This window comes from Neobacillus sp. B4I6, assembly GCF_050434045.1.
Taxonomy (GTDB): Bacteria; Bacillota; Bacilli; order Bacillales; family Cytobacillaceae; genus Neobacillus.
This window is the reverse complement of sequence record NZ_JBNPWB010000002.1, coordinates 788,811-810,778: the sequence shown is the minus strand read 5'-3', so window position 1 is coordinate 810,778 and position 21,968 is coordinate 788,811. Positions and strand designations below refer to the sequence as shown.

Sequence of the window (21,968 nt, the reverse complement as noted above, 5' to 3'; positions counted from 1 at the left end):
TTACTCCCACCTAAATAAAAGCAGTTCGGAACTGAAACCAGGTCCAAGCGCGGTACCAAGTCCTAAAGCATCCTGAGGAATATTCATCTCCATGTAACGTTTCAGCACATAAAATATCGTTGTTGAAGACATATTCCCAAATTGTTTTAACACTTCAAGTGAAACGTCAGTCATGGATGGAGGTAACTCTAATGATTTTACATAGGCATCTATCACTTTTTTCCCACCCGGATGAGCAATAAAATAGTCAATTTGTTCAAGATTGATTTGATGTTCACCTAAAAATCCACTTACATTCGGCTTTAACCAATCCTCTATGATCTGGGGGATATCTCGAGAAAATACAACAAACAGCCCCGTGCTCCTAATAGCCCAGCCCATCACATCTAAAGAGTTCGGCATAAGAGTGGACTGTGTAGCAATGATGGAGGGGGAAGTCGGCTTCTTCCTGAAATCTGAAGAGTATGAATCATCACCACAAACCAAGGCACAGGCTACACCATCGGCAAACAAAGAAGTTCCGATTAAATTACTTTTCGAAAGATCGTTGCGCTGAAACGTTAGGCTGCAAAGCTCAACTGAGAGTACTAGGGCCTTTGCTTTTGGAAAGGCAAGACAATATTCATAGGCTCTCGATAGACCAGCAGCACCGCCTGCACAGCCAAGTCCCCAAATAGGTACCCTCTTAGTGTGTGAATTAAACGGGAGGAGATTCATGATTCTAGCTTCGATACTAGGTGTGGCCATCCCCGTGGTTGAAATATAAAAAATGATGTCAATTTCTTGATAATTAATATTTCGCTTTAAGTAATCCTTATTATTTAAACACTTCTCGATTGCTTCTTTTCCAAGTGTCACCGCAGATTCAATATATGCAGAATTTTTTTCTTCAAAAGTATGGTCTTCTTTAAACCAATCGAGATTTTTAACAAAATGTCTTTTTTCAATTTGTCCATTTTGAAAAGCTCGTAAAAGTCTTTCAATATCCTTAAAGGAATCTGAGAAAAGCTCTCGTGCAAACTCCAAAGCTTGATTTTGGTTAACTTCAAAAGGGGGAATAACCTCTGAAACTGAAATAATTGTAGGCATGTTTTTTCTCCTTCAATCTATGTAAGGGTATTTTTTCCAGTTTAAAGGTTTTTATTCAAGAGTTTCAGAAAGCAAAAAAAGCTTCCCTATATGAAGAGGAAACCAAAAGTTTCCACTCTGGGAAGCAAACGTTTTGAAGGTTGTTGCTGTGCTCTTAAATTATATAATGGATACTGATTTCATTCATTAACTAATGATTTCCAGTTCAGAAGTTCTTAATAAACAGCAAGAAAAATGCTTATAAATGTTTTTTTAACTTATTTTTTATCGGGTTGTTTTTGAACTTCAATTTTAATTTTATTTTTTACTAATGTTCCGCAGATTTTACAGATTTCTACCTGGTCATACAAAAGGCGGCAATTATCACAATAATATTTTTCCACAAAAACACACTCTTTTCTGAAGGAAAATATGAATTTCTTAATATCATATTTATAGGATTCCAAAGTGTGACATTTATTTCAAAAAGGGTGGTTAATTTCGTGTGTGAATGATTATTCAATTACTTTTATCACAGGTAAAGTGTGATAGTTCACATTTTAGTCACAAATACCCCCTGGCAATTGTGATATAAATCACTGTTACATCAATTTTATAATATTAACATAGTAGATATCTTAGGAATGAACATTTTGTGAACTGCTAATTTTGATATTTTTTCTTCACAATTGTTTTGTATTATGAAAGAGAACTAATCATTTATTTTAACTACTCTGAAGGGAGTGCAGGGGGATGGCGAAGGCGGAACTTAAAACAAACCAAAAAACAGAAATCGAAGACAGCTCTTCTCTTAAAGGGACATTAGCGTCCGTTTTCTTTTTGGGAGCTTTTATTGTTGTCACTTGGGTAAGTGTCTATTACCTATTTGTTGAACGCTTTTAATAATTGAAGGGGGAAAGAATTATGCATATGCATAAGTTCGAGAAGATTTGGCTAACTTTCGGAATTAGTGCACTGGTAGTATTTTTGACAGTTGTGGGTGTAAGCGCATTCTATCTTGGTAACAAGCCGCCAAGTTGTTTAACTACAATTAATGTGGATAAGGTCGATCAAACAAAACCATTTGATAAACCAGGATTACATAAGGTTGAAGGTAAAGATTGGGACTATGAATTAGTATATGTAGCTGCAGCGTTCTCCTATAATCCAGTGAAAGTGGAAGTACCAGTTGGGGCAAAGGTAAAAGTTATTGCTACAACCAAAGATGTTGTCCACGGGTTTGAAGTAGCTGGAACAAATATTAACATGATGCTTGAACCTGGTTATGTCAGCGAATATACAACCACGTTTGATAAAGCTGGTGAATATTTAATTGTTTGTAATGAATATTGTGGTGCTGGGCACCATTTAATGAGTTCGATGATTGAGGTGGTAAAATAATGGCTAACTCGACAGCAGCAAAAGTAAAAGTTGATCCTCGTGATGCAAAGCTTTCAATGGCCCACTTTTTTGTTGCCTTCTCTGCACTTGCACTTGGTGGTTTAATGGGGCTATTACAAACCCTTGTCCGTTCTGGTAAATGGGAACTTCCATGGGGAATTGATTACTACCAAATCTTAACCGTCCATGGTGTTTTAATGGGATTGGTTTTAACGACATTTTTTATTATGGGATTTCAGTATGCTGCTGTAAGCAGAACAACTGGCGGGCATTCAAATGCTGCTCGCCGCACTGGCTGGATCGGTTTTTGGATCATGTTAGTCGGTACCTTAATGGCGGCTACCATGGTTTTACTTAAGGAAGCATCCGTACTTTACACTTTTTATGCACCACTTAAAGCCCATTGGATATTTTACTTAGGCTTAACCTTCGTCGTTATAGGAAGCTGGATTGATGGTGCCTCACAAATCATGACCTATGCAAAATGGAGGAAGAATAATCCTGGACAGCCAAGTCCGTTATTAAGCTTTATGGCTATTATAAATACAGTCATGTGGATTATCGCTACTCTTGGAGTTGCAGCAACCGTATTATTCCAATTACTTCCTTGGTCGCTTGGATTAGTTGATACTGTTGATGTGTTAGTAAGTCGGACTTTATTCTGGTATTTTGGGCATCCACTTGTTTATTTCTGGTTATTGCCTGCATATATGTGTTGGTATGCAATTATCCCGAAAATTATTGGTGGGAAAATTTTCTCTGATTCATTAGCACGTTTGTCATTTATTTTGTTCCTGCTATTCTCGATTCCGGTTGGTTTTCACCATCAATTAACAGAGCCAGGTATTGACCCTGCCTGGAAGTTCTTACAGGTTATCTTAACATTCATGGTTATTATTCCATCGTTAATGACTGCCTTCTCTCTTTTCGCAACCTTCGAGAGATATGGTCGCTCAAAAGGAGCAAAAGGACTGTTTGGCTGGTTTAAGGTTCTGCCATGGGGAGATGCTCGTTTCACAGTTCCATTTATTGGTATGGCATCATTTATTCCTGCTGGAGCTGGCGGTATTATCAATGCATCCAACCAAATGGACCAGGTAGTTCATAATACTATTTGGGTGACAGGTCACTTCCATTTAACTGCTGCAACATCGGTTGTATTAACGTTCTTTGGAATCTCCTATTGGTTGGTACCACATTTAACTGGACGTAAATTGACAAAGGCAATGAATAAATTAGGAATAATCCAAGCATGGGTTTGGTTTATTGGAATGGCATTCATGTCAGGTGCAATGCACTTCCAAGGTCTCCTTGGCGGTCCAAGACGTTCCGCTTTCTCTACATACGGCGGGGCAAAGCAAGCAGCAGAATGGATTCCTTATCAAATCGCTCAAGCAGTCGGCGGGACTATTTTATTCCTAGGAATTATTCTGGTAATTATCATATTTATCAATCTTGCCTTCTTTGCTCCAAAAGGGGAAGAAGAATTCCCTGTTGCTGTTGCAGAAAATCTTGAAGAAAAAGCACCAATGGTATTTGAAAACTGGAAATTGTGGCTTGGAATTGCAGCAGCCCTTATTCTTTTTGCTTACACGATTCCGTTTATCGATATTATTCAAAATGCCCCTCCAGGTTCAAAAGGATTTCAGACTTGGAGTAAATAGTAATAAGAAAAGCGCAAGCGCCCGATTAGCGGCGTATGGACTGGAGCACTTTGACTGAGATAAAGGAAACACGGAGAGCGCTAGCGCATTCGTGCTTGACTTATCGTAGGGAAAAGGGCGAAGTCCATACGCCGCTGGGCGCTGGAGCTAGACAGTTATCTAAGTTCAAAAACTTATATTTTCTTATCTTGTAGGAAAAGGCTTCAATCTCATCGATTGAAGCCTTTTTGTATCATTGTTACATTGCTTTAATCACAATGAGCCTTTTTTATTTAACAAATAAATCTTTCTATATTTCTCATAAAGATAATCAATTAAATATTTAGGATTTAGGCCTTCTCCTGTAACATCCTGTAAGATTTCAAACGGTTTTTTCATTTTTCCATATTGGTGGATATTTTCGGTCAGCCATTCTTTTATCGGCAGAATGGTACCGTCTTCGACTAATTGATCAAAATTTGGAAGATTATCCATCATTTTATGCTTAAATTGTGCTGCATACATGTAGCCTAAGGCATAAGATGGAAAATAACCAAAGCTGCCTCCTGCCCAATGGACATCTTGAAGAACTCCCTGTGCATCATTTTCAGGACGAATTCCTAAGTATTCTTCGTACTTGTCATTCCAAATAGTCGGTAAATCCTTCACATCGATCTCATCATTGAATAAGCCTTTTTCAATTTCATAGCGGATAATAACATGAAGCGGGTATGTTAATTCATCTGCTTCAATTCTAATAAATGAGGGTTTAGATTCGTTTATAGCGCGGTAGAAATCTTCAATTTCCACTTGGTCAAATTGACCATTTGCATACTCTTTTAAAAGATCGTAGTTATTTTTCCAAAATGGTAAACTTCGTCCAAGGATGTTCTCATAAAAAAGAGACTGAGATTCGTGAATTCCAGTTGATGTTCCTGAACAAAGAGGAGTCCCAATCAAGTCTTTTGAAACATTCTGTTCATATAAAGCATGACCGCCTTCATGAATCGTACCAAAAACTGCTGTCCGAAAGTCGTATTCGTCATATTTGGTGGTAACGCGGACATCGCCAGGATTTAACCCAATTGCAAAAGGATGAACGGTTTCATCCAGTCTTCCTGCTTGAAAGTTATAACCTATTTTGTCAAGGATCTTCAAACTAAATTCACGTTGTTTTTCCTTTGGAAATTTTTCAAATAGAAAATCCGTTTTTGGTTTATGTGAAGATTTTGAAATTTGTTTAACCAAAGGAACTATTTTATCTCTTAATTCACCAAATACTTGATCTAAAACTTTCATTGTGATGCCAGGTTCGTACATATCTAATAACACATCATATTTATTATCTTCATGACCCCAATAAGTGATAAACTTTTTTGTCATCGCGACAAGCTTTTCTATGTAAGGACTAAATAAGGCAAAATCCGAATTTCCCTTCGCCTCCTCCCACACACTCTCTGCCTTTGACTGGAGAATCACAAATTCCTTGTATTCTTCAGCTGGGATTTTTTTATTTCTTTCATATTCTTTTTTACATTCTTCGAGGATTTTGCGTGTCTTTTCTGACAGTGATTGTTTTGATAAATTAGCTATGTATGCTGCCATCTCTTCAGAAGTAGACATTTTAAATACTTCGGACGATAACATCCCAATTACCTCGGACCGTTGTTCCACCCCTTGCTTCGGGGCCCCAGTTCTTAGATCCCAATAAACTAATCCAAGTGCTTCGTTGTAGGCAGACATCTTTTTCACATAATCTAGAAATTCTTTTTCTAATAGTTCATATTTCAAAGCAATCCCCCCCTTTTAATTCCCATTAAAATTTTAACACATTATTCTGAAAAGTATGCAAAATACTGTTCACAAGTGAATAAAAAAAACAACAGAATGAATTTCTGTTGTCAGATTGTCGAGAAAGGGTATTTTTCTCGGCAATTTTTTATTCTCAGCATTTAATTATTCATTGTACCTGCTAATGGGCCTGTTGATTTCCGCGGAAGGTACGCAGACTCCTGCGGGAGGACGGGGCTGGGGAGACCCCGCAGGCGCTAGCGCCGAGGAGGCTCCCCGGCACGCCCGCGGAAAGCGAAGTGCCTGGAGCGAAAATCAACAGACATGTTGCAAAGCCTATATATTAATAATATTATAATAAATTAACGCGGTGAATGGTTAAAGTTATTGTAGAAAATAAAAGGCTGTCGAAAGTTTCTCGACAGCCTGACAACAGAATGAATTTCTGTTGTAAAATAAATTTATAAGGAAAAGAGGATGTTAGATGGAAAAGAACTAAATAAAGCACTACGAAATGGTTAAAAAACTGGGATTGTTAAGAAGTCACTTTTTTCACCGATTACTTCTTAGCAATGGCTACTCTCCATGTTTCTGGACCTTCCTCAAGGTACTCCCAAGAGAATTGCTCAGGTCTTTCCATCATGAATTGATATAATAGTGGTCTAGGGTCATGGTCATTTACAATCATCATTGTCTCACCTGATGCTAAACCGTCAAATCCGCCAAAGATTGTTGGATGTTTTTCACGTGGTGGAAAATCTGGTACATTAATGACTTTTGCGTAAGTTTGCATTATTATCACTCCCATTAGTTTGTTAACTTCTTTTTTATTATAAGGAAACTTGGTCTAAAACTTAGTGAGTGGTATCACACCAATAAGATGATTTTGTTAATACAGGGGGTATGACCTATGAAGGAACTAATTGGAAAGTGTAACTCCTGCAGTAAAGAAATTTATTGCTTAGATGGCTTCTTTAACGGTATCCATACCGAGGAGAAAGAGATTTATTGTTTTGAATGCCACGAAACATTGATTTTGAACAAAGAAAATCCGCAAAGCTGACCTTTGCGGATTTTCTATTAATCTTCGTCAATTGAAAGATCTATAACAGGAAGTTTTTCTCCTTCTTTGTGGGTTGGCTTCCGTAAATTAAAGATTGCTTTAGTACAGAATAACAATAATACTACCACTCCGATTAAGAAAATGGTGTCAGGCACCGCACGCCATGTTAATAATGTTTCAACAATATCCTTTTGTAGGAATGATGCTGAACGAGAAGCAGCATAACCATGATTAAAGGCTTCTTTGATTTGGATGAAACCAACAGGAAGCAAGGATAGGAAAACCATTCCTGCAAGTCCAACGTTTAACATGATACAGCTAAATTTAATCCACTTATCATTCCATGCCTCTGGTTTTACAATGTTTCTCAATGAGTAAAGTAATACTGCACATGCAAACATTCCGTACACACCCATCATGGATCCATGACCGTGAGCAGGTGTTAAGAATTGTCCGTGTTCAAAATAGCTGACTGCTGGTAAGTTAATTAAAAATCCAAGCACACCTGCGCCAACTAAGTTCCAAATAGCAACAGAGATTAAGAACCAGAACGTTCCTTTGTAAGGAAAATCTACTCCACCCTCTCGCATCATCTTATATTGCTCATATGCTTCAAGGATTAACAATGTTAACGGAATTACTTCTAATGCTGAGAATACAGCTCCAAGAGCCAGCCAAACTTCTGCTGAACCATTATAGTAGTAGTGGTGACCGATTCCAATTACCCCACTGCCTAAGAGCAGGATCAATTGGAAATAAAGTTGTCTTACTGTAGATTTTTTCGTTACAAGACCGAGTTGAACCAATAAGAAACCAATAACAACAACCGCAAAAACCTCAAAAATACCTTCTACCCATAAGTGAATAATCCACCAGCGCCAGTAATCTGCAAATGTGAAGCTTGTACCTGGGTTGATAAACAAGGCAAAGATATAGAATGCTGGTACCGCGATTGCTGAGTAGAATAATAGGTGAATAAGTCCGCCTTTATCATTCTCTCTCTTCAGACCAGCCCTGACACCTCTATAAACAATAAACAGCCAAATTAGCATACCGACAATCAAAATAAGCTGCCAGATACGTCCAAGCTCAATGTACTCCCAGCCAGTATGACCAAATAAGAACCAGTTGTTTCCTAAGTAGCCATTTGCACCTAGCCATTCTCCGATCATACTTCCGACAACAAGGACAACCAGTGCCCAGAATAAAATATCTACTAATAACCCTTGTTTCTTAGGCTCATAACCTCCAACTAGCGGCGCTACATATATTCCCATTCCAAGCCATGCCGTAGCGATCCAGAAGATAGCAAGCTGTAGGTGGTAACCTTTTGTAATATTAAATGGAAGAATATCGTGAATCCACTTCATACCAAAGAAACTATCAGGTTCAATATAATAGTGAGCTAGTAACGCCCCAAACATACACTGGACAAAGAATAATGCTGCCACAATGACGAAGTATTTTCCTGTTTTCACCTGAGAGCTCGTCACCGGTACTTTCCGTAAATCAATTCGTGGGAAATTACCTTCTTTATAGGCTTCCTGCATACCAAATTGATAACGGTAGAAAACAAATAGGATAACTCCAACCATTAATACAAATAATGTTATGCTAGCACCGCTCCACCAAATAGCAGAAAAGGATAATTGGTTTCCTGCGTCTTCATAGTAAGGCCAATTATTAGTATACGTGATTTTATCACCTTCACGGACTGTACTTGAAAGCCATGCAGTCCAGAAAAAGAAATCAGATATTTGGGTGATTTGATCCCCTTTTGCAACATAAGCTCGATCGTCTTTAGGCATATCCCCTTCTTTAATAAGGTTTGCCTTTAACCCCCAACCGTCGCCTTTAGTAAATATCTTTTTATAGTACTCTCTTACTTTTTCAAGTCCATACGCTTGAGCATTTGTTAGTTTCATTGTATCGCTATTGCTATCATAACGATTTTTACGCATTTCTTTTATTACTTTATTTTTTATAACAGATTTTTGATCTTCATTTAATGAAGCATAATTTTTACCGAATTCAGCATTTGCTTTAAAATCTTGCATTCCTTCAGTATAGAGCTTTAAAGCTTCCGCTGTATAATCGGGACCCATATAAGAACCGTGACCTAAAACGGTACCATAATCCATTAAACCGTACTTTTGAAAAACGGCCTGTCCGCCCATAATTGTATCTTTTGTAAATAAAACGTCACCCTTTTCATTGGTAACTTCTACAGGTCTTGGTGCCTGCTCTTTAAAGATCCAATAGCCACCTACTAGTAATACCGTGAAGTTCAGTAAAATGGTTATAACTAATATTGATTTAAGCATTGCATTTTTATTTGTCTTCACCACTTTTTTTGTTGGTGTTCCCCGTTGTATTTCCATTCCAAATTCACCCTTTCATAGTTTGTCACAAATCGTATTGTAACTTTCACAAGACCGTCACACAGTGAAGCAACTCATCGTACTCCTGTGATATTTCCCACACTACAGTTCCGACTGAGAATTATTTTCATAAAAACGAGTTATCTATGACGGAGGTCACATAATTACAGTGAAAACACTGCTACAATTTAGTCAAACAGAATTACTAATACGAAGGTGATGTTAATGAAGCAAGAGGACATAGTAAAAAGATTATCTGAGGTCCCAATCTTCAAAGAATTATCGACAGAAGAATTAGAGCCCATCGTGAAGATTGCACAAACTCGTTTTTATAAACATAAGATGTATATTTTTATGCAGGACGATCCACTTGACCGAGTTTTCTTTATTCATAGTGGAAAAATAAAGATCTGTAAAACAGACCAATCAGGGAAAGAACAACTAATTTCCGTGCTTGAACCTGGTGAAATGTTTCCCCATGCAGGATTTTTCAGAAAAGGAAATTTCCCAGCTCATGCGGAAGTGATGGAAGATACAAATCTGATTGTTATTCCAATAGATAAGTTTGAAGAAATACTTATATCCTATCCAGAGCTTTGCATCAAGTTATTCAAAGTATTAGGAGAAAAAATAGTAGATTTACAGGGAAGATTAGAAGCACAAGTTCTCCATAATACTTTTGAACAAATAATTTTACTACTAATTAGGCTCTGTAAATCAAATGGCGAGATGGTTGGCGAGCGCTATAAGCTAACAACGCAGTTCACCAATCGCGAATTAGCCAATATGATTGGCACTTCAAGAGAAACTGTCAGTAGGACGATCAATCATGTGAAAAAGAAAGACTATGTTGCCTTGAATGAGGATGGTTTTTATCTAATTAACAGGGAAGCACTTCAGCGGGAATTATTCTATTAATTTAGCAGGCTTTGATTTATAAAATATAAGAGGAGTTGTAACTACGATGGAACAACGAATTATCGAACTTGATGTACGCGAGGATTTAAATTATAAAATTGAACCCTTTCAAAAAATAATGGAGGCTATTAAGGAAGTAAAGGATAATGATATATTTATCCTTCATGCCCCCTTTAAACCAGTACCACTATTCGCGGTTTTAAAAGCAAAAGGCTTTACTCATGAAGAAGAAGAAATTGAGAGTAAACATTGGAAAGTAACTTTCACAAAGAAAGCGTAATGGAAGAAGGGGGGAATATTCATGATTTTGGATAATCGAGGTTTAGAACCCCCACAGCCAATGATGAGAACCTTGGCCGCCTTGGAAACCCTTGGGGAAAATGAGGTTTTGACAATAATTAATGACCGCAGGCCGATGTTCCTTTATGAGCAATTAGAAGAATTAGGCTATCAGCAGCGTACAGAACAACAAAATGACGGAAGTTTTAAAATTGAAATCTTCCGGTAAGAGGGTGAAATGTCATGCTTCCTCAAAATATGGGAAGTGAAACGAATATTAAGCTTCCATTTTCATTTATCTTGTTTAGTTTAATTGCCTTGGTGTTTTCGCAAATTCTTCTTTTAGTAAATGGTCAATTGATGGCGGATGGGAGCTTTAGAATCCCAGTAATTTGGTCTTCAGCCCATTTATTAATTATAGGGTGGGCATTAATGGCAGCAATGGGAGCGATGTATCAGCTTGTACCTGTTGCATTCCTAACTAAAATATGGAATGAAAGATTTGGTTTTATACAATTTTTTCTTACTGCGATTGGTATAACATCATTTTCAGCAATGTTATATTGGTCACCACAAAATGCAATGATTCCTGGTGTCCTTACTTTACTCGGCATCTTAATGTTTTTATTCCAAATGTTTATGACACTAAAAAAACAAGCAAAACCAACTATTCTTACCGCTTTCGTAGGTTCGTCCCTTGTTTGTTTATTTATTACGATTTCTTTAGGGATTACATTGATTTATTGCTTAAAAACAGGATTTGCCGGTGAATATTATCAATCGATCTTTAAAGCCCATTTATTAATGGGAGTTACTGGTTGGTTTACATTGTTAATTTTTGGATTTTCATATAAGATGGTGCCAATGTTTTCTCTATCTCATGGTTTTCCGATGATTCAAGCTAAGTATGTTTATGTTTCTTACCTTTCTGGTCTTGTCGTATCGCTGGTTTCCTTCTTTACTAATAACAATACCCTTTTGAAAATTGGTTGCTTGCTGCTTTTAATAGGATTTTCCATTTTCAGCTTGCATATCAGAATAATCATCAAAAAAAGATTGAAGAAAACATTAGATAAACCTTTTACGTTTACACTAGTGGCTATTGGATTTGGAAATGTAATTCATTTTGCAGCTTTTATTATGCTTTGGAATCATGATGTTAACACTTTTACTGGTCCGCTTATCTACGCCTATTTATTACTTTGGATTGTCCTAAGTATTGTTAGTTATTTATATAAAATAGTTCCATTCCTTTGGTGGACTTACAAATACAGTAAGGAAATCGGGAAAAATAAGGTCCCTTCATTAAAAGAGATGATGAATGAAAAAATGGTTATGCCGTTATTTTCTTTATTTATCGTCGCTATACTGATAGTTTTTTGCGCTCTAGCTTTTCATATTGCTATTCTCTTTAATGTTGGACAGTCCGTACTTTCGATTGTTTTTATTATCATTGCAATTAATATCCTAAGCGTTTTAAAAAAATAGTGAGGTGTTTATGATGAATATAAAAGAAAAGATCCTAACTGGGTTAAAGAGTGTTTACGATCCTGAATTAAATATAAATGTCGTTGACCTAGGCTTAATTTATAATGTAGAAGTAACAGAAACCGCTGATGTTACTATTACCATGACGTTAACAACACCCGGCTGCCCACTCCATGACAGCATAACCAGCGGGGTACGTTATTGTGTGGAAGGAATGGAAGAAACTAAAAAAGTTGAAGTAAATCTTGTCTGGGAGCCGGCCTGGTCACCAGAAAAAATGACACCTGAAGGCCTACGATTATTAGGTAGATAAAATACAAAGCGGAAGAACCCTCAATGGGTCCTTCCGCTTTTGTTTATTCTTCATGCTTATCAATCTTTAGCCTCTGTTGGCAATACTTCTTTAATTTTCTGTAAGACAATTGTGTCGATATCTTCATCAATTAAAATATGAACCGTTCCTTGATCCTTTTCACTCCTGATCAAGCGGCCAACGCCTTGACGTAAGCGGAGAAGCATATACGGCAAGTCAACTTCCGTAAATGGGTTATCTACACCGGCCTTTTTTGCGGTAAAGACAGGATCATTAGGTGGAAAAGGAAGTGAAAATATCAAGACATTTTCAAGTGATCTACCCGGAATATCAAGACCTTCCCATAGATGAAGTGAACAAAGTATCGCATGTTCTTCATTCTGAAATTTAGAAACAAGTGTGCTTATTTCTTCATCGCCTTCAAAATAAACTGGATACGGGACTGCTCCTAATAGCTTTTTCTTTAGTTGTGCCAATTCCTCTTTATTATTTAATAGAACTAATGCGCGTCCCTCTGATTTGCGAATTTCCTCTAAAATATATTCTAATTTCCCTTCAATATCAGCATCTTTAAATTTTGGAAGGTAAAGCTCCATCCTATCATCATAATCAAAAGGAGATGTCACTGAAAAAGATAAGTAGTCATCAACGCCAATACTAGAAGCAATATAGTCGAACGACTTTTGATTTGCTAGCGTCGCAGATGAGAAAATAAACGGCTTTTTCTGAGTGAAAACTTCTTCCCGCATTACTTCCTCGACCATTTTAGGCATAATAACCAGTGTGCGTTCTCCCCCTTTTTCCTCGAACCAAGTGATTCCGTTTAATTCCTGAAGAAAAAGTGATAACGAATAGGTGATTTGCTCTAAATATTCCTCGACAATTTTCAGATCGTACTCATTAATGACATATAACTCACTTTCAAACACTAATTCCTCCTCTAATCCTTGAAGGGTTGAAAGTAACTTTCTGCATGTTTTTAATACTAATGGATGCTTCGTAATCATTTGTTTTTCAGAACCTTGTGAAAGAGAGGAGAATTGTGAAATCGCATCAAAAAATGCCTCGTTATCTAATAAAGCCTCATCAATCGTATACAAGGTCTTCTCACGTACTTCATTTTCCATTAACCTCGTAAGCAGGGTTTCTAATGTATAATCAGTAAACCGATAGCTCAATGCTTTTTGCGCTGCATATTCAAGCAGATGCCCTTCATCAAAAACAACGGAAGAATGCTCAGGTAAAAGCGGAAGCTGCCCTTCTCGCTTTCTTGATTCCTTTGTCCAGATATGCTCCATATAAAAATCATGGGAACAGATAATTAAATCCTCTGAATGTCGATAATAATCACGGTGCAATGTCAGCCCACAGCGATGACGCTTTTCACAAGAAAAACAATCTTGGACAGCATCCCAATTAAGTTCACTCCATTTTTCATCTGATAAAGCTGGATAATCTCTTCTGTCACCATATCTTTCAAATGTTTGCATGGAGCCAACAGAATGAACAAAATCAGGCAGTTTTTCATAAATATCTGAAATTTCATCTGAAAAATCAGTATTCCTGGTCAGATCTAGCTTTTTTAAACACAGGTATTGATCTCGCGATTTTGCCAAGCGGACATCGATATCTAGTCCAAGAATCTTCTCCAGCTTTGCGATATCTCCCTCTTTTTTAACCAACTGCTCAATTAAAGTCTCATCCGCACAAGCAATAACAGCCGGACGATTGGTATAACGTGCATACATAATCGCATAAAGCAAATATACAATGGTTTTCCCTGTTCCAACCCCTGCTTCTGCAAACATTACTTTTTTATCCTTGTAGGCATTTTCAAGTTGAAAAGCCATAAATATCTGTTCATCTCTCAGTTCGAATCCAGCTTCAGGCAAAATATCATAAAATAAGTCACCAATCCATTCACCTAATTTATCATAAAAGGATTCAGTTTTTGCAATCTCAAATGGCATGCGTTTTTGCATAGTACCCTCCCCAAAAAACTTTCATGTGTTACCACAAACATAAGTATATTAATCGATTGATTATTCTAGATTCAGTTCATTTTGACGAGGAGGTTTCTTTCCCCAATATTGATAAAGGTCAGTACGAATAAAGCCATTAAATAGCTTTCTCTTCCTAGTCGCTGGCTTTCCATAAAATTGTTCGAACTGTTCATTAGAAGTCAGGATATAAATTGACCATGTATCAAGCGCATTGAATGCTTCACCCATTTCTTTATACATGTGTTCGACCGCTTTTTTATCCCCTAGTCTTTCACCATAAGGTGGATTTCCGACTATGACACCGTACTGTTTATTGGTAGAAATATCTTTAACCTGCATTTGCTTGAAATGAATTAAGTCAGCGAATCCAGCTTCAAAGGCGTTTTCTTGGGCAATCTTCACCATTCTATGGTCGATATCAGTGCCTAATATGTCTAATGGTTGATCATAATTTGCAAGGTCCTCTGCTTCATTTCTAGCGTCCTCCCAAACCTTTGCAGAAAACCAATTCCAACGCTCAGAAACAAATTCTCTGTTAAAACCTGGAGCGATATTTTGCCCTATCATTGCCGCTTCAATGGGAATAGTCCCCGAGCCGCAGAAAGGATCCATAAAAGGACGGTCTGCCTTCCAATTGGTGAGTAGGACAAGTGCAGCAGCAAGTGTTTCCTTTAGGGGTGCCTCCCCCTGATCGAGACGATAGCCGCGTTTATGAAGCCCTTGACCACTAGTGTCAATGGTGATCGTAGCAACATCTTTTAATAGTGCGACTTCGATGCGAAAATAAGCACCGGTTTCCTCAAACCAGGTACTTCGTTTATAATGTTGTTTCATTCGTTCTACCACTGCTTTTTTAACAATTGCCTGGCAATCAGAAACACTAAAGAGCTTTGACTTTACAGATTTACCAACCACAGGAAATTCCGCGTCTTCAGGTAAGAATTTTTCCCACGGGAGTGCCTTGGTTTTCTCGAATAATTCATCAAAGGTATATGCCTTAAATTCTCCGACCTTGATCTTAATTCTGTCCGCTGTTCGGAGCCATAAATTACTGCGGGCTATCGCATATTCATCACCAGTGTAGGTGACTTTGCCATTTTCAACTTCACAGTCATATCCTAATGATCGTACTTCTTTGGCAACTAAAGCTTCAAGTCCCATTGCCGCCGTAGCTATTAATTGATAATTTCCCATTTTTTCACCCTTAATTCATTTGTATGTATGTTTATGTTTAATAAAAATAATCTTAATTCGCTTTCATTATTGACAAAAAGTCGACAACGAATGCAATATGTCCCGTAATAATAAAAAGCTCTCCTTATCAGGAGAGCCATTTAATATCCAGCATACTTTCCCATTAATAACGTTCTGTAAGCCATGTTCTGTACCAGTGTACTACAAACGACACGGGTGTGTCTCGTACTTAGGTGGTAATCATCTATCTACAGGCTCAGATTTGAACCTGTCCTTCTCCTTGTTCAATTCCTCAGAGAAAGTGCCCCTACCATTATTTGGGTTTCTCGCTCGTGGGGTTTACCCGTTCCACCCTTTCCATTTCTGGAAAGGCTACGTCACTGTGGCACTTTTATAGGTATTCATACCATATCCCCAAAAGGACTTAGGTATTTTCCCGGCCGTCAACTGGATGCTAGCCCCAGCTGCCCTAGCTTATGAATTCGCTAGGCACGAACACTACGAGCATCTCAGCTCGTGCGAGCATGGACTTTCCTCTGCAAGAATGCAAATGCTTCTTACAGCGATTACCCGAACGTTATTAATGAATACAATTTATTATATGTATTTCACGCTGGTAATTCAATGGTTATTATTAGGAAATTTTAATACATCCTGTTAATCGTAGAGCTTGTTACCAAAAACATGTTTTTCAAGATTGGATAATCGTTTCAAGATATCAAAATTTGTGGTACCCGCAGGTTGTGCTGCCGGCTGCCTTTTTGAAGTTTCTTCAAGCTGTTTCCGAAGCCGAAGATTTTCCTGTTGTAGATCTTCAACCTCCTGATGAAATGTTCCATAATCTTTAATGATTAAATCCAAAAACTTATCAACATCTTCTTGTTTATAGCCGCGTACACCAGTCTTAAACTCTTTTTCTAAAATATCCTTAGCTGTTAATTTCACTTTATCTGACAGCATTCTATTCACCTCAGTATTCGCCAATCACTACCTATTATTTTTTCAAAAATATGTAGTTTTGTCAATTTTCATTTGTTTTGCTAAATTTTTGATTTGATAAATCATTTCAATATATGAATTTGTACTTAAAAAAATGACTAATAAGGTTAAAAGTCAGCGAGTTTCATTTGTTCTTCCTCGACAATCATCTGCAAATCATAAAATGTAATTAGCTCAATCGGATATAGATGTTTTTTTTGGTACTCAAGAGCCATTTCATATAGATATTTTGGGCTTCCATCCCTTTCCTGATCGTAAAGTAGGAGGAGTCCCTCACTTTTTTCTACAAAAAATTGATTTTTCAGCCTAAATTGCCATGGCTTTTCATATCCCTTTTTTGTAACAGAATCAATGAAATCAGCTTGTGCAAGGACTGACTCATACCATTCCTGATTATTTTCCTTCCAAGACGCTTGCTGATCTAAAAAAGGCGTTATTACTGCTAGTTTTAGATCTGGAAATTCCAATTGTAGTTCAAATACAACCTCAGCAGCCCACAGTTCCACACCTAATTGTCCACTAATCAGCACCCACTCTAATCCTTCGTCTATCATTGGAATAAGTGATTTTTTAATAGCAGCCTTGAGAAATAATACCGATGGATGGTCATTTTTAAAAATTCCTAATTCATAGGGTTTATAACCTGAAATGGCCAGAACTTTCATAAAGAATGTTCTCCTCACCAAGAAATTTTTTTTAAATGGACAAACATTTGAATGAAACAAGCATATCATATTAGTAAATAAAAATTAAAAAACAAGGGCTAAAAAGCCCCTGCAAAAGACATTACTTCAATTAACGTCTAGGACCCATGAATGGTCCTGGTGCAAAGCCTGGGCCTCCTGGTCCAAAACCTGGGCCCCCTGGTCCAAAACCTGGGCCCCCTGGTCCAAAACCTGGGCCTCCTGGTCCAAAGCCTGGGCCTCCTGGTCCAAAACCTGGGCCTCCTGGTCCAAAGCCTGGACCACCCATTCCTGGCATAGCATTTGGTAAAGCATTAGCTGCTGGCAATGGTACTGCGCTTGGTGCACACGGGTTACAGCAGTTAATTTGTTGATTGCATACCTCTTCAGCGCAAGAAGCAGTTTGCGGACAGTAATGTTTATGTTGATACAGATGGTGATTCACAGTGGTTGTGTGGACAGGGTGAATATGGGGAACCACTGTCGTTGAAAACGTATGGTTCACAATTTGTTGAGTCGGATGAATGACTGGCGGCATAAAATTAGTTCCAAGATACATATAAAAGTCTCCCTTCAATTATTTGTTTACATTACAGCCTATGTTGAAGGGATTACTCTTGTACTAATGAAAATACCTATTTTTTAGGTTTAATACGTTCATTGCTATGTTTTCAATATTTATATATGTTCAGATATGCCTAGTTTTGCTCAAAAAAGGGCTGCCACCCTAGACATATGTTTCATCTATAAAAAAGAATAAAAGCTATCTTTTAAACTCGTAAAAATAACTGCAGTCAAACAAACGACAATAAAAAATAAGAATAAAATCGCTTTATACATGTTACCAGCTCCAAATGTTTTGTTAGTCGTTTTTTTCTCAATCCAATTTCAAATTTTACCTCTTTCAACTATGATAAACAATATGGAAATGCTGGTTTTGTAAATTAATTTTCACTGATTTTGCGGCAATTAGATGAACTTTACAAAAAACAATAGTCAGACAGGTTATTTTGCATTTTTTCGCTCTAACCGGCTAAGACGGAATTTGAGTTGTTCTAAGCTATTTTGATTTGTAATTTTAGGTGGTTTTTCAAATTGGGATACGATCATAATCGCTTTTTGACAGTAATCCAACGCAAGTTGATAATCTTTTAGCCTATGTTCATGGATCTTGGTTAGCTCCAGGCATGCATCTAACATCATTGATTTATCACCCGAATCAACAACATCCGAAAACAATTTCCGTGCTCTTTCCCAGTCGCGTTCTTTTTTGTGTTGTATAGCTAAAGCATGCTTTGCTTTATAGGAAGTAAAATCACTTCCATTTGCAAGCTTGGTCAAAACTTTTTCTGCTTCATTTTGTTCTCCTAATGAAGCAAACCAGCGCCCTACCTCAAAGGACTCGGGTCTGGTTTGAGAAGTATCTGTTCCACATAGTTGAAAGGTTATATGTGTATACAAGGTAACAAGCGATAAAATATCAATTTCATTATGTTTTAGAATACCAAGCATTCCATCAGGCTGTTTACTATCAATAAACTCAAAGTAAATCATCGGGGCCAAAAAGCCAGGAATATCATCTACCCTTTCTACCCCAAGAACCTCTTTCTCCACAACAGCTAACTTTAAACGGTCTAATTTATGCTTCCATAGCCTTCTAGCCGCATGAAATAAATCGAAATGCCCAAACTGCGGCAGCTTTGGCACATGTTCTCTTACGAGCGTATGCCTTGTTTTTACCTGCGGCCAATCAAATGACTTCCCATTATAGGTAACTAGCGTTTTATAATTCACTTTTTCTAGAAAGCTTTGATATAAAGGGACCTCTGCCCCCGGATTCGGTAAAATATGTTGTCTTAAGATAAGGGAATCACCAGAAATGCTCGCATAGCCGAGTAAAAAAATCGTGTTTCCGACCCCACCGCTAAGTCCAGTCGTTTCAGTATCAAAAAAGAATAATTCTTCCGCTTGATGCCCTTCTGCTGATAAAGGATGATTTACGGGCTGTTTGTTCCATATTTCTACTGCGGTTAGAAAATCACGAAAACAGTAATGACCATGCTGATATGAGAGTGGATATTTCACTTCTCTGATTAAACAGTAATTTTGATCCATAAAATACGGAAAAACGTTTTCTTGCTCCCATTGTTCCTTGAAAGGAAACTCAATGTTAACCGCTAAAGGAGGAGTACTAATTTTTTCAGATTGAACGCCAACAGAAAGATGTGGTTTTAAACGATTTAATTTATTTTTTAACGACATCGCTAATCTTCTTCTCCTATATTGAGGGTTTTAAAAAGGCTTCAATAATTTTTAAGGTATCATTTTTTGCTGTATCACTAACGGTGTCTGTACCAATACATGACGGGCAGCCGGATCCGCATTGACAGCGAGTAATCATTTTCTTTGTTTCCTCAAATACTTCCGACATACCTGTGTGTATTTTCTCGCTTAATCCTATCCCACCTGGGTAGCGATCATAAAAGAAAATGGTTGGCTTTTCGTTATGGTCTGCCTTTACTTGCGGAATGACATGAATATCCTGAGGGTCGGCCATTACGAATAAGGGAGCTATATGGTTTAGTGCATGCGCAGTCCCGACAAGTCCCTGTTCGAGTCGCTCATGGCCCATTTCTGATATCGGATGGTTTAAGGAAATCCAGGCCGCATTTGTATGAAGCTCCTCTTCCGGTAAATGGATCGGTCCAGACCCTATATTTTCATGGGTTTCGAATTTAATTTTCTTAAAAATTGTGGCCATCGCCCTTACACTAACATCCCCATAACCGAATTCAGCATCATCTTTTGATTCAAGTTTGTCTACTTCCAGTACTTTTAATTGAACCGCTAAATTGGCATCAGTAAAATAGTCTACATCGACTTCCCTAACGAACGCCTTTTTCTCTTCCCAATCAAGCTTTTCTACCTGGAATTGAGTCCCTTGATGTAAATAAATTGCTTCATCATGGAGAAGTGTCATCGCTGAAAAACGATCCATTTCTCCAATTACTTTTACATTCGCAACATCTGACTGATCAACGATAATCACGTTCTCTTGTGATGCAGACCTTAAACTAATGTTATGTGCTGGAAAAGAATCATTCATCCAATACCATTTCCCGCCATTATGATAAAGGACACGTTCTTCTGTTAAATATTCTAGTAGTTCCTCTGTTTCTACACTTCCAAAATGCTCACCCGCTTTAAAAGGGAGTTCATAGGCAGCACATTTCATATGATCGATTAAAATAATTAAATTATCAGGATTAATCCTTGCTGTTTCAGGGCTTTTGTTAAAAAAGTAATCCTGATTCTGGATGATGTATTGATCTAGGGGACTGGAACTTGCAACCATAATGACTAGGGCTTCTCCATGCCTTCTTCCCGCTCTTCCAGCCTGCTGCCATGCGCTGGATATCGTACCAGGGTAGCCTGTCATGATACACACTTGCAACTGCCCAATATCCACTCCTAGTTCAAGTGCATTCGTACTGACCACACCGTATATATCACCTGAACGAAGCCCTTTTTCAATCTTCCTTCGTTCGGTGGGGAGATACCCGCCCCGATAGCCCATTATGGATTTTGCTCCCAACTGATTCTTTACTAATTCCTGCAAATAGGTCAAAATGATTTCGACTCTAACTCTGCTTCTCGCAAAAACGATGGTTTGAATTTTATTTTTTAAAAGTTCACCCGCAATTTTCCGAACCTCAAGTGTGGCACTTCTTCTAATGTTTAATGGTTTGTTTACAATAGGTGGATTATAGAATAGAAAATGCTTTGTACCACTAGGGGCCCCATTATTATCAATCAGGTTCATCTTTTCTTCTGTTAGGGTTTCTGCGAGTTCAAGTGGATTAGCAATTGTTGCTGACGTGCAAATAAATACAGGGTTACTCCCATAATACTTACAAATACGCTTCAACCTTCTGATCACATTGGCCACATGACTGCCAAAAACACCTCGATAGGTATGAAGTTCATCGATGACAACAAATTTAAGGTTCTCAAACAAAGAAACCCATTTTGTATGATGTGGCAGTATGGCTGAGTGGAGCATATCTGGGTTAGTAATAACCACATGCCCTGCCTGTCTTACTCGTTGACGAATATTAGCTGGTGTATCCCCGTCGTACGTATAGCTGTTAATCTCTACGCCAGCCGCTTGAATAATTTCATTGATTTCACTCTTTTGATCCTGAGCAAGTGCTTTTGTAGGAAACATATAAAGAGCTCGTGTACTTGGATTTGCTAGAATCGATTGTAAAACTGGAAGGTTATAGCAAAGGGTTTTTCCTGAAGCTGTAGGGGTAACAGCAACGATACTTTTTCCCTTAATAATTTTTTCATAGGCTGATTTTTGATGTGTATAAAGTTGTTCAATTCCCTTGCTCTTAAGAGCAGACTTTAAAACCGGATGAAGGTCTCTTGGCATCGGGACTGTTTGGGCCGGCTTTTCCTCGATGGTGTGCCATGTAACGATATTTTCCTTAAATTGATCATTTATTTTTAAGTCTGACAAAATTTCTTGCAGGCTTTTTCTTAACTTCATGCTTCCTCACCTCATTACTTCTATTTTAACGAATGAACGTTCGCAACAAAAGAAAAAACGACTTTTTTATTTCTTATATGCCTAGTACTTTTTTCCAAGCGTAAGAATAACTTTAAATTCTACTTAACCAATAAATATCAATAACATTAAACTATTGCTAGAATTTTTGTTACAATAGATAGTACGGAA

General features: G+C 37.7%; 20 protein-coding genes and 1 other RNA gene. 9 read left to right on the top strand and 12 right to left on the bottom strand.

Annotation, left to right across the window (positions count from 1 at the left end):
• Positions 1-1,089 (bottom strand): type III polyketide synthase, encoded by a 1,089-nt coding sequence (locus QF028_RS05955; RefSeq protein WP_429464505.1) that lies wholly within the window; start codon positions 1,087-1,089, stop codon positions 1-3.
• 732 nt (positions 1,090-1,821) lie between these two features.
• Here QF028_RS05955 and QF028_RS05950 point away from each other — a divergent pair.
• From QF028_RS05950 to QF028_RS05940, 3 genes are read left to right on the top strand one after another with little or no spacing between them, the layout of a single operon-like run.
• Positions 1,822-1,971 carry a cytochrome c oxidase subunit 2A gene (locus QF028_RS05950; RefSeq protein WP_168244867.1) on the top strand — a complete coding sequence of 50 codons (150 nt, stop codon included), beginning with the start codon at positions 1,822-1,824 and terminating at the stop codon, positions 1,969-1,971.
• A 21-nt stretch (positions 1,972-1,992) separates the two neighbouring features.
• Positions 1,993-2,469: a cytochrome c oxidase subunit II gene (locus tag QF028_RS05945; protein ID WP_088088742.1), complete on the top strand. Its 477-nt coding sequence runs from the start codon at positions 1,993-1,995 to the stop codon at positions 2,467-2,469.
• Complete coding sequence (locus QF028_RS05940; RefSeq protein WP_429464504.1) at positions 2,469-4,133, top strand: b(o/a)3-type cytochrome-c oxidase subunit 1; 1,665 nt, start codon at positions 2,469-2,471, stop codon at positions 4,131-4,133. The genes QF028_RS05945 and QF028_RS05940 overlap by 1 nt, the downstream gene beginning before the upstream one ends.
• A gap of 252 nt (positions 4,134-4,385) precedes the next feature.
• Here QF028_RS05940 and QF028_RS05935 read toward each other — a convergent pair whose 3' ends face one another.
• Positions 4,386-5,909 carry a carboxypeptidase M32 gene (locus QF028_RS05935; RefSeq protein ID WP_429472198.1) on the bottom strand — a complete coding sequence of 508 codons (1,524 nt, stop codon included), beginning with the start codon at positions 5,907-5,909 and terminating at the stop codon, positions 4,386-4,388.
• Positions 5,910-6,462: 553 nt separating this feature from the next.
• Positions 6,463-6,696: a DUF2249 domain-containing protein gene (locus QF028_RS05930; protein ID WP_215010457.1), complete on the bottom strand. Its 234-nt coding sequence runs from the start codon at positions 6,694-6,696 to the stop codon at positions 6,463-6,465.
• Between the two features lie 117 nt (positions 6,697-6,813).
• On the opposite strand from QF028_RS05930, the gene QF028_RS05925 reads away from it, so the two are divergent.
• Positions 6,814-6,966: a hypothetical protein gene (locus QF028_RS05925; RefSeq protein ID WP_429464503.1), complete on the top strand. Its 153-nt coding sequence runs from the start codon at positions 6,814-6,816 to the stop codon at positions 6,964-6,966.
• Positions 6,967-6,983: 17 nt separating this feature from the next.
• Here the strand turns inward: QF028_RS05925 and QF028_RS05920 are convergent, their stop codons facing one another.
• Positions 6,984-9,347: a nitric-oxide reductase large subunit gene (locus tag QF028_RS05920; RefSeq protein WP_429464502.1), complete on the bottom strand. Its 2,364-nt coding sequence runs from the start codon at positions 9,345-9,347 to the stop codon at positions 6,984-6,986.
• Between the two features lie 225 nt (positions 9,348-9,572).
• Between QF028_RS05920 and QF028_RS05915 the strand changes: the two genes are divergently transcribed.
• Genes QF028_RS05915 through QF028_RS05895 form a run of 5 tightly spaced genes read left to right on the top strand, consistent with a single transcriptional unit; the run spans position 9,573 to position 12,345 of the window.
• Positions 9,573-10,265: a Crp/Fnr family transcriptional regulator gene (locus QF028_RS05915; protein ID WP_429464501.1), complete on the top strand. Its 693-nt coding sequence runs from the start codon at positions 9,573-9,575 to the stop codon at positions 10,263-10,265.
• A gap of 46 nt (positions 10,266-10,311) precedes the next feature.
• Positions 10,312-10,545, top strand: a complete 234-nt coding sequence (locus QF028_RS05910) for a DUF2249 domain-containing protein (RefSeq protein ID WP_429464500.1) — start codon at positions 10,312-10,314, stop codon at positions 10,543-10,545.
• 21 nt (positions 10,546-10,566) lie between these two features.
• A complete protein-coding gene (locus QF028_RS05905; RefSeq protein WP_168244874.1) occupies positions 10,567-10,773 on the top strand; it encodes a DUF2249 domain-containing protein in 207 nt (68 codons plus the stop codon).
• Positions 10,774-10,787: 14 nt separating this feature from the next.
• On the top strand, positions 10,788-12,032 hold the full coding sequence (locus QF028_RS05900) for a hypothetical protein (RefSeq protein ID WP_429464499.1): 1,245 nt from the start codon (positions 10,788-10,790) through the stop codon (positions 12,030-12,032).
• Between the two features lie 13 nt (positions 12,033-12,045).
• Entirely contained in the window at positions 12,046-12,345 is a 300-nt protein-coding gene (locus QF028_RS05895) for a metal-sulfur cluster assembly factor (protein ID WP_429472195.1), read from the top strand.
• 59 nt (positions 12,346-12,404) lie between these two features.
• Here QF028_RS05895 and QF028_RS05890 read toward each other — a convergent pair whose 3' ends face one another.
• The 8 genes from QF028_RS05890 to QF028_RS05855 form a co-directional block, all read right to left on the bottom strand.
• Positions 12,405-14,327 carry an ATP-dependent DNA helicase gene (locus QF028_RS05890; protein ID WP_429464498.1) on the bottom strand — a complete coding sequence of 641 codons (1,923 nt, stop codon included), beginning with the start codon at positions 14,325-14,327 and terminating at the stop codon, positions 12,405-12,407.
• 60 nt (positions 14,328-14,387) lie between these two features.
• On the bottom strand, positions 14,388-15,542 hold the full coding sequence (locus tag QF028_RS05885) for a THUMP domain-containing class I SAM-dependent RNA methyltransferase (protein WP_214997605.1): 1,155 nt from the start codon (positions 15,540-15,542) through the stop codon (positions 14,388-14,390).
• 172 nt (positions 15,543-15,714) lie between these two features.
• Positions 15,715-16,120, bottom strand: an RNA gene (rnpB, locus tag QF028_RS05880) — RNase P RNA component class B.
• A 79-nt stretch (positions 16,121-16,199) separates the two neighbouring features.
• Entirely contained in the window at positions 16,200-16,502 is a 303-nt protein-coding gene (gpsB, locus tag QF028_RS05875) for a cell division regulator GpsB (RefSeq protein ID WP_066257064.1), read from the bottom strand.
• A 146-nt stretch (positions 16,503-16,648) separates the two neighbouring features.
• A complete protein-coding gene (locus QF028_RS05870; RefSeq protein ID WP_214712116.1) occupies positions 16,649-17,206 on the bottom strand; it encodes a DUF1273 domain-containing protein in 558 nt (185 codons plus the stop codon).
• Positions 17,207-17,336: 130 nt separating this feature from the next.
• Positions 17,337-17,783: a CotD family spore coat protein gene (locus QF028_RS05865; RefSeq protein ID WP_429464497.1), complete on the bottom strand. Its 447-nt coding sequence runs from the start codon at positions 17,781-17,783 to the stop codon at positions 17,337-17,339.
• A gap of 446 nt (positions 17,784-18,229) precedes the next feature.
• Complete coding sequence (locus tag QF028_RS05860) at positions 18,230-19,486, bottom strand: ribonuclease H-like domain-containing protein (protein ID WP_429464496.1); 1,257 nt, start codon at positions 19,484-19,486, stop codon at positions 18,230-18,232.
• Positions 19,487-19,502: 16 nt separating this feature from the next.
• A complete protein-coding gene (locus QF028_RS05855) occupies positions 19,503-21,779 on the bottom strand; it encodes a DEAD/DEAH box helicase (RefSeq protein WP_429464495.1) in 2,277 nt (758 codons plus the stop codon).
• Positions 21,780-21,968 lie beyond the last annotated feature (189 nt).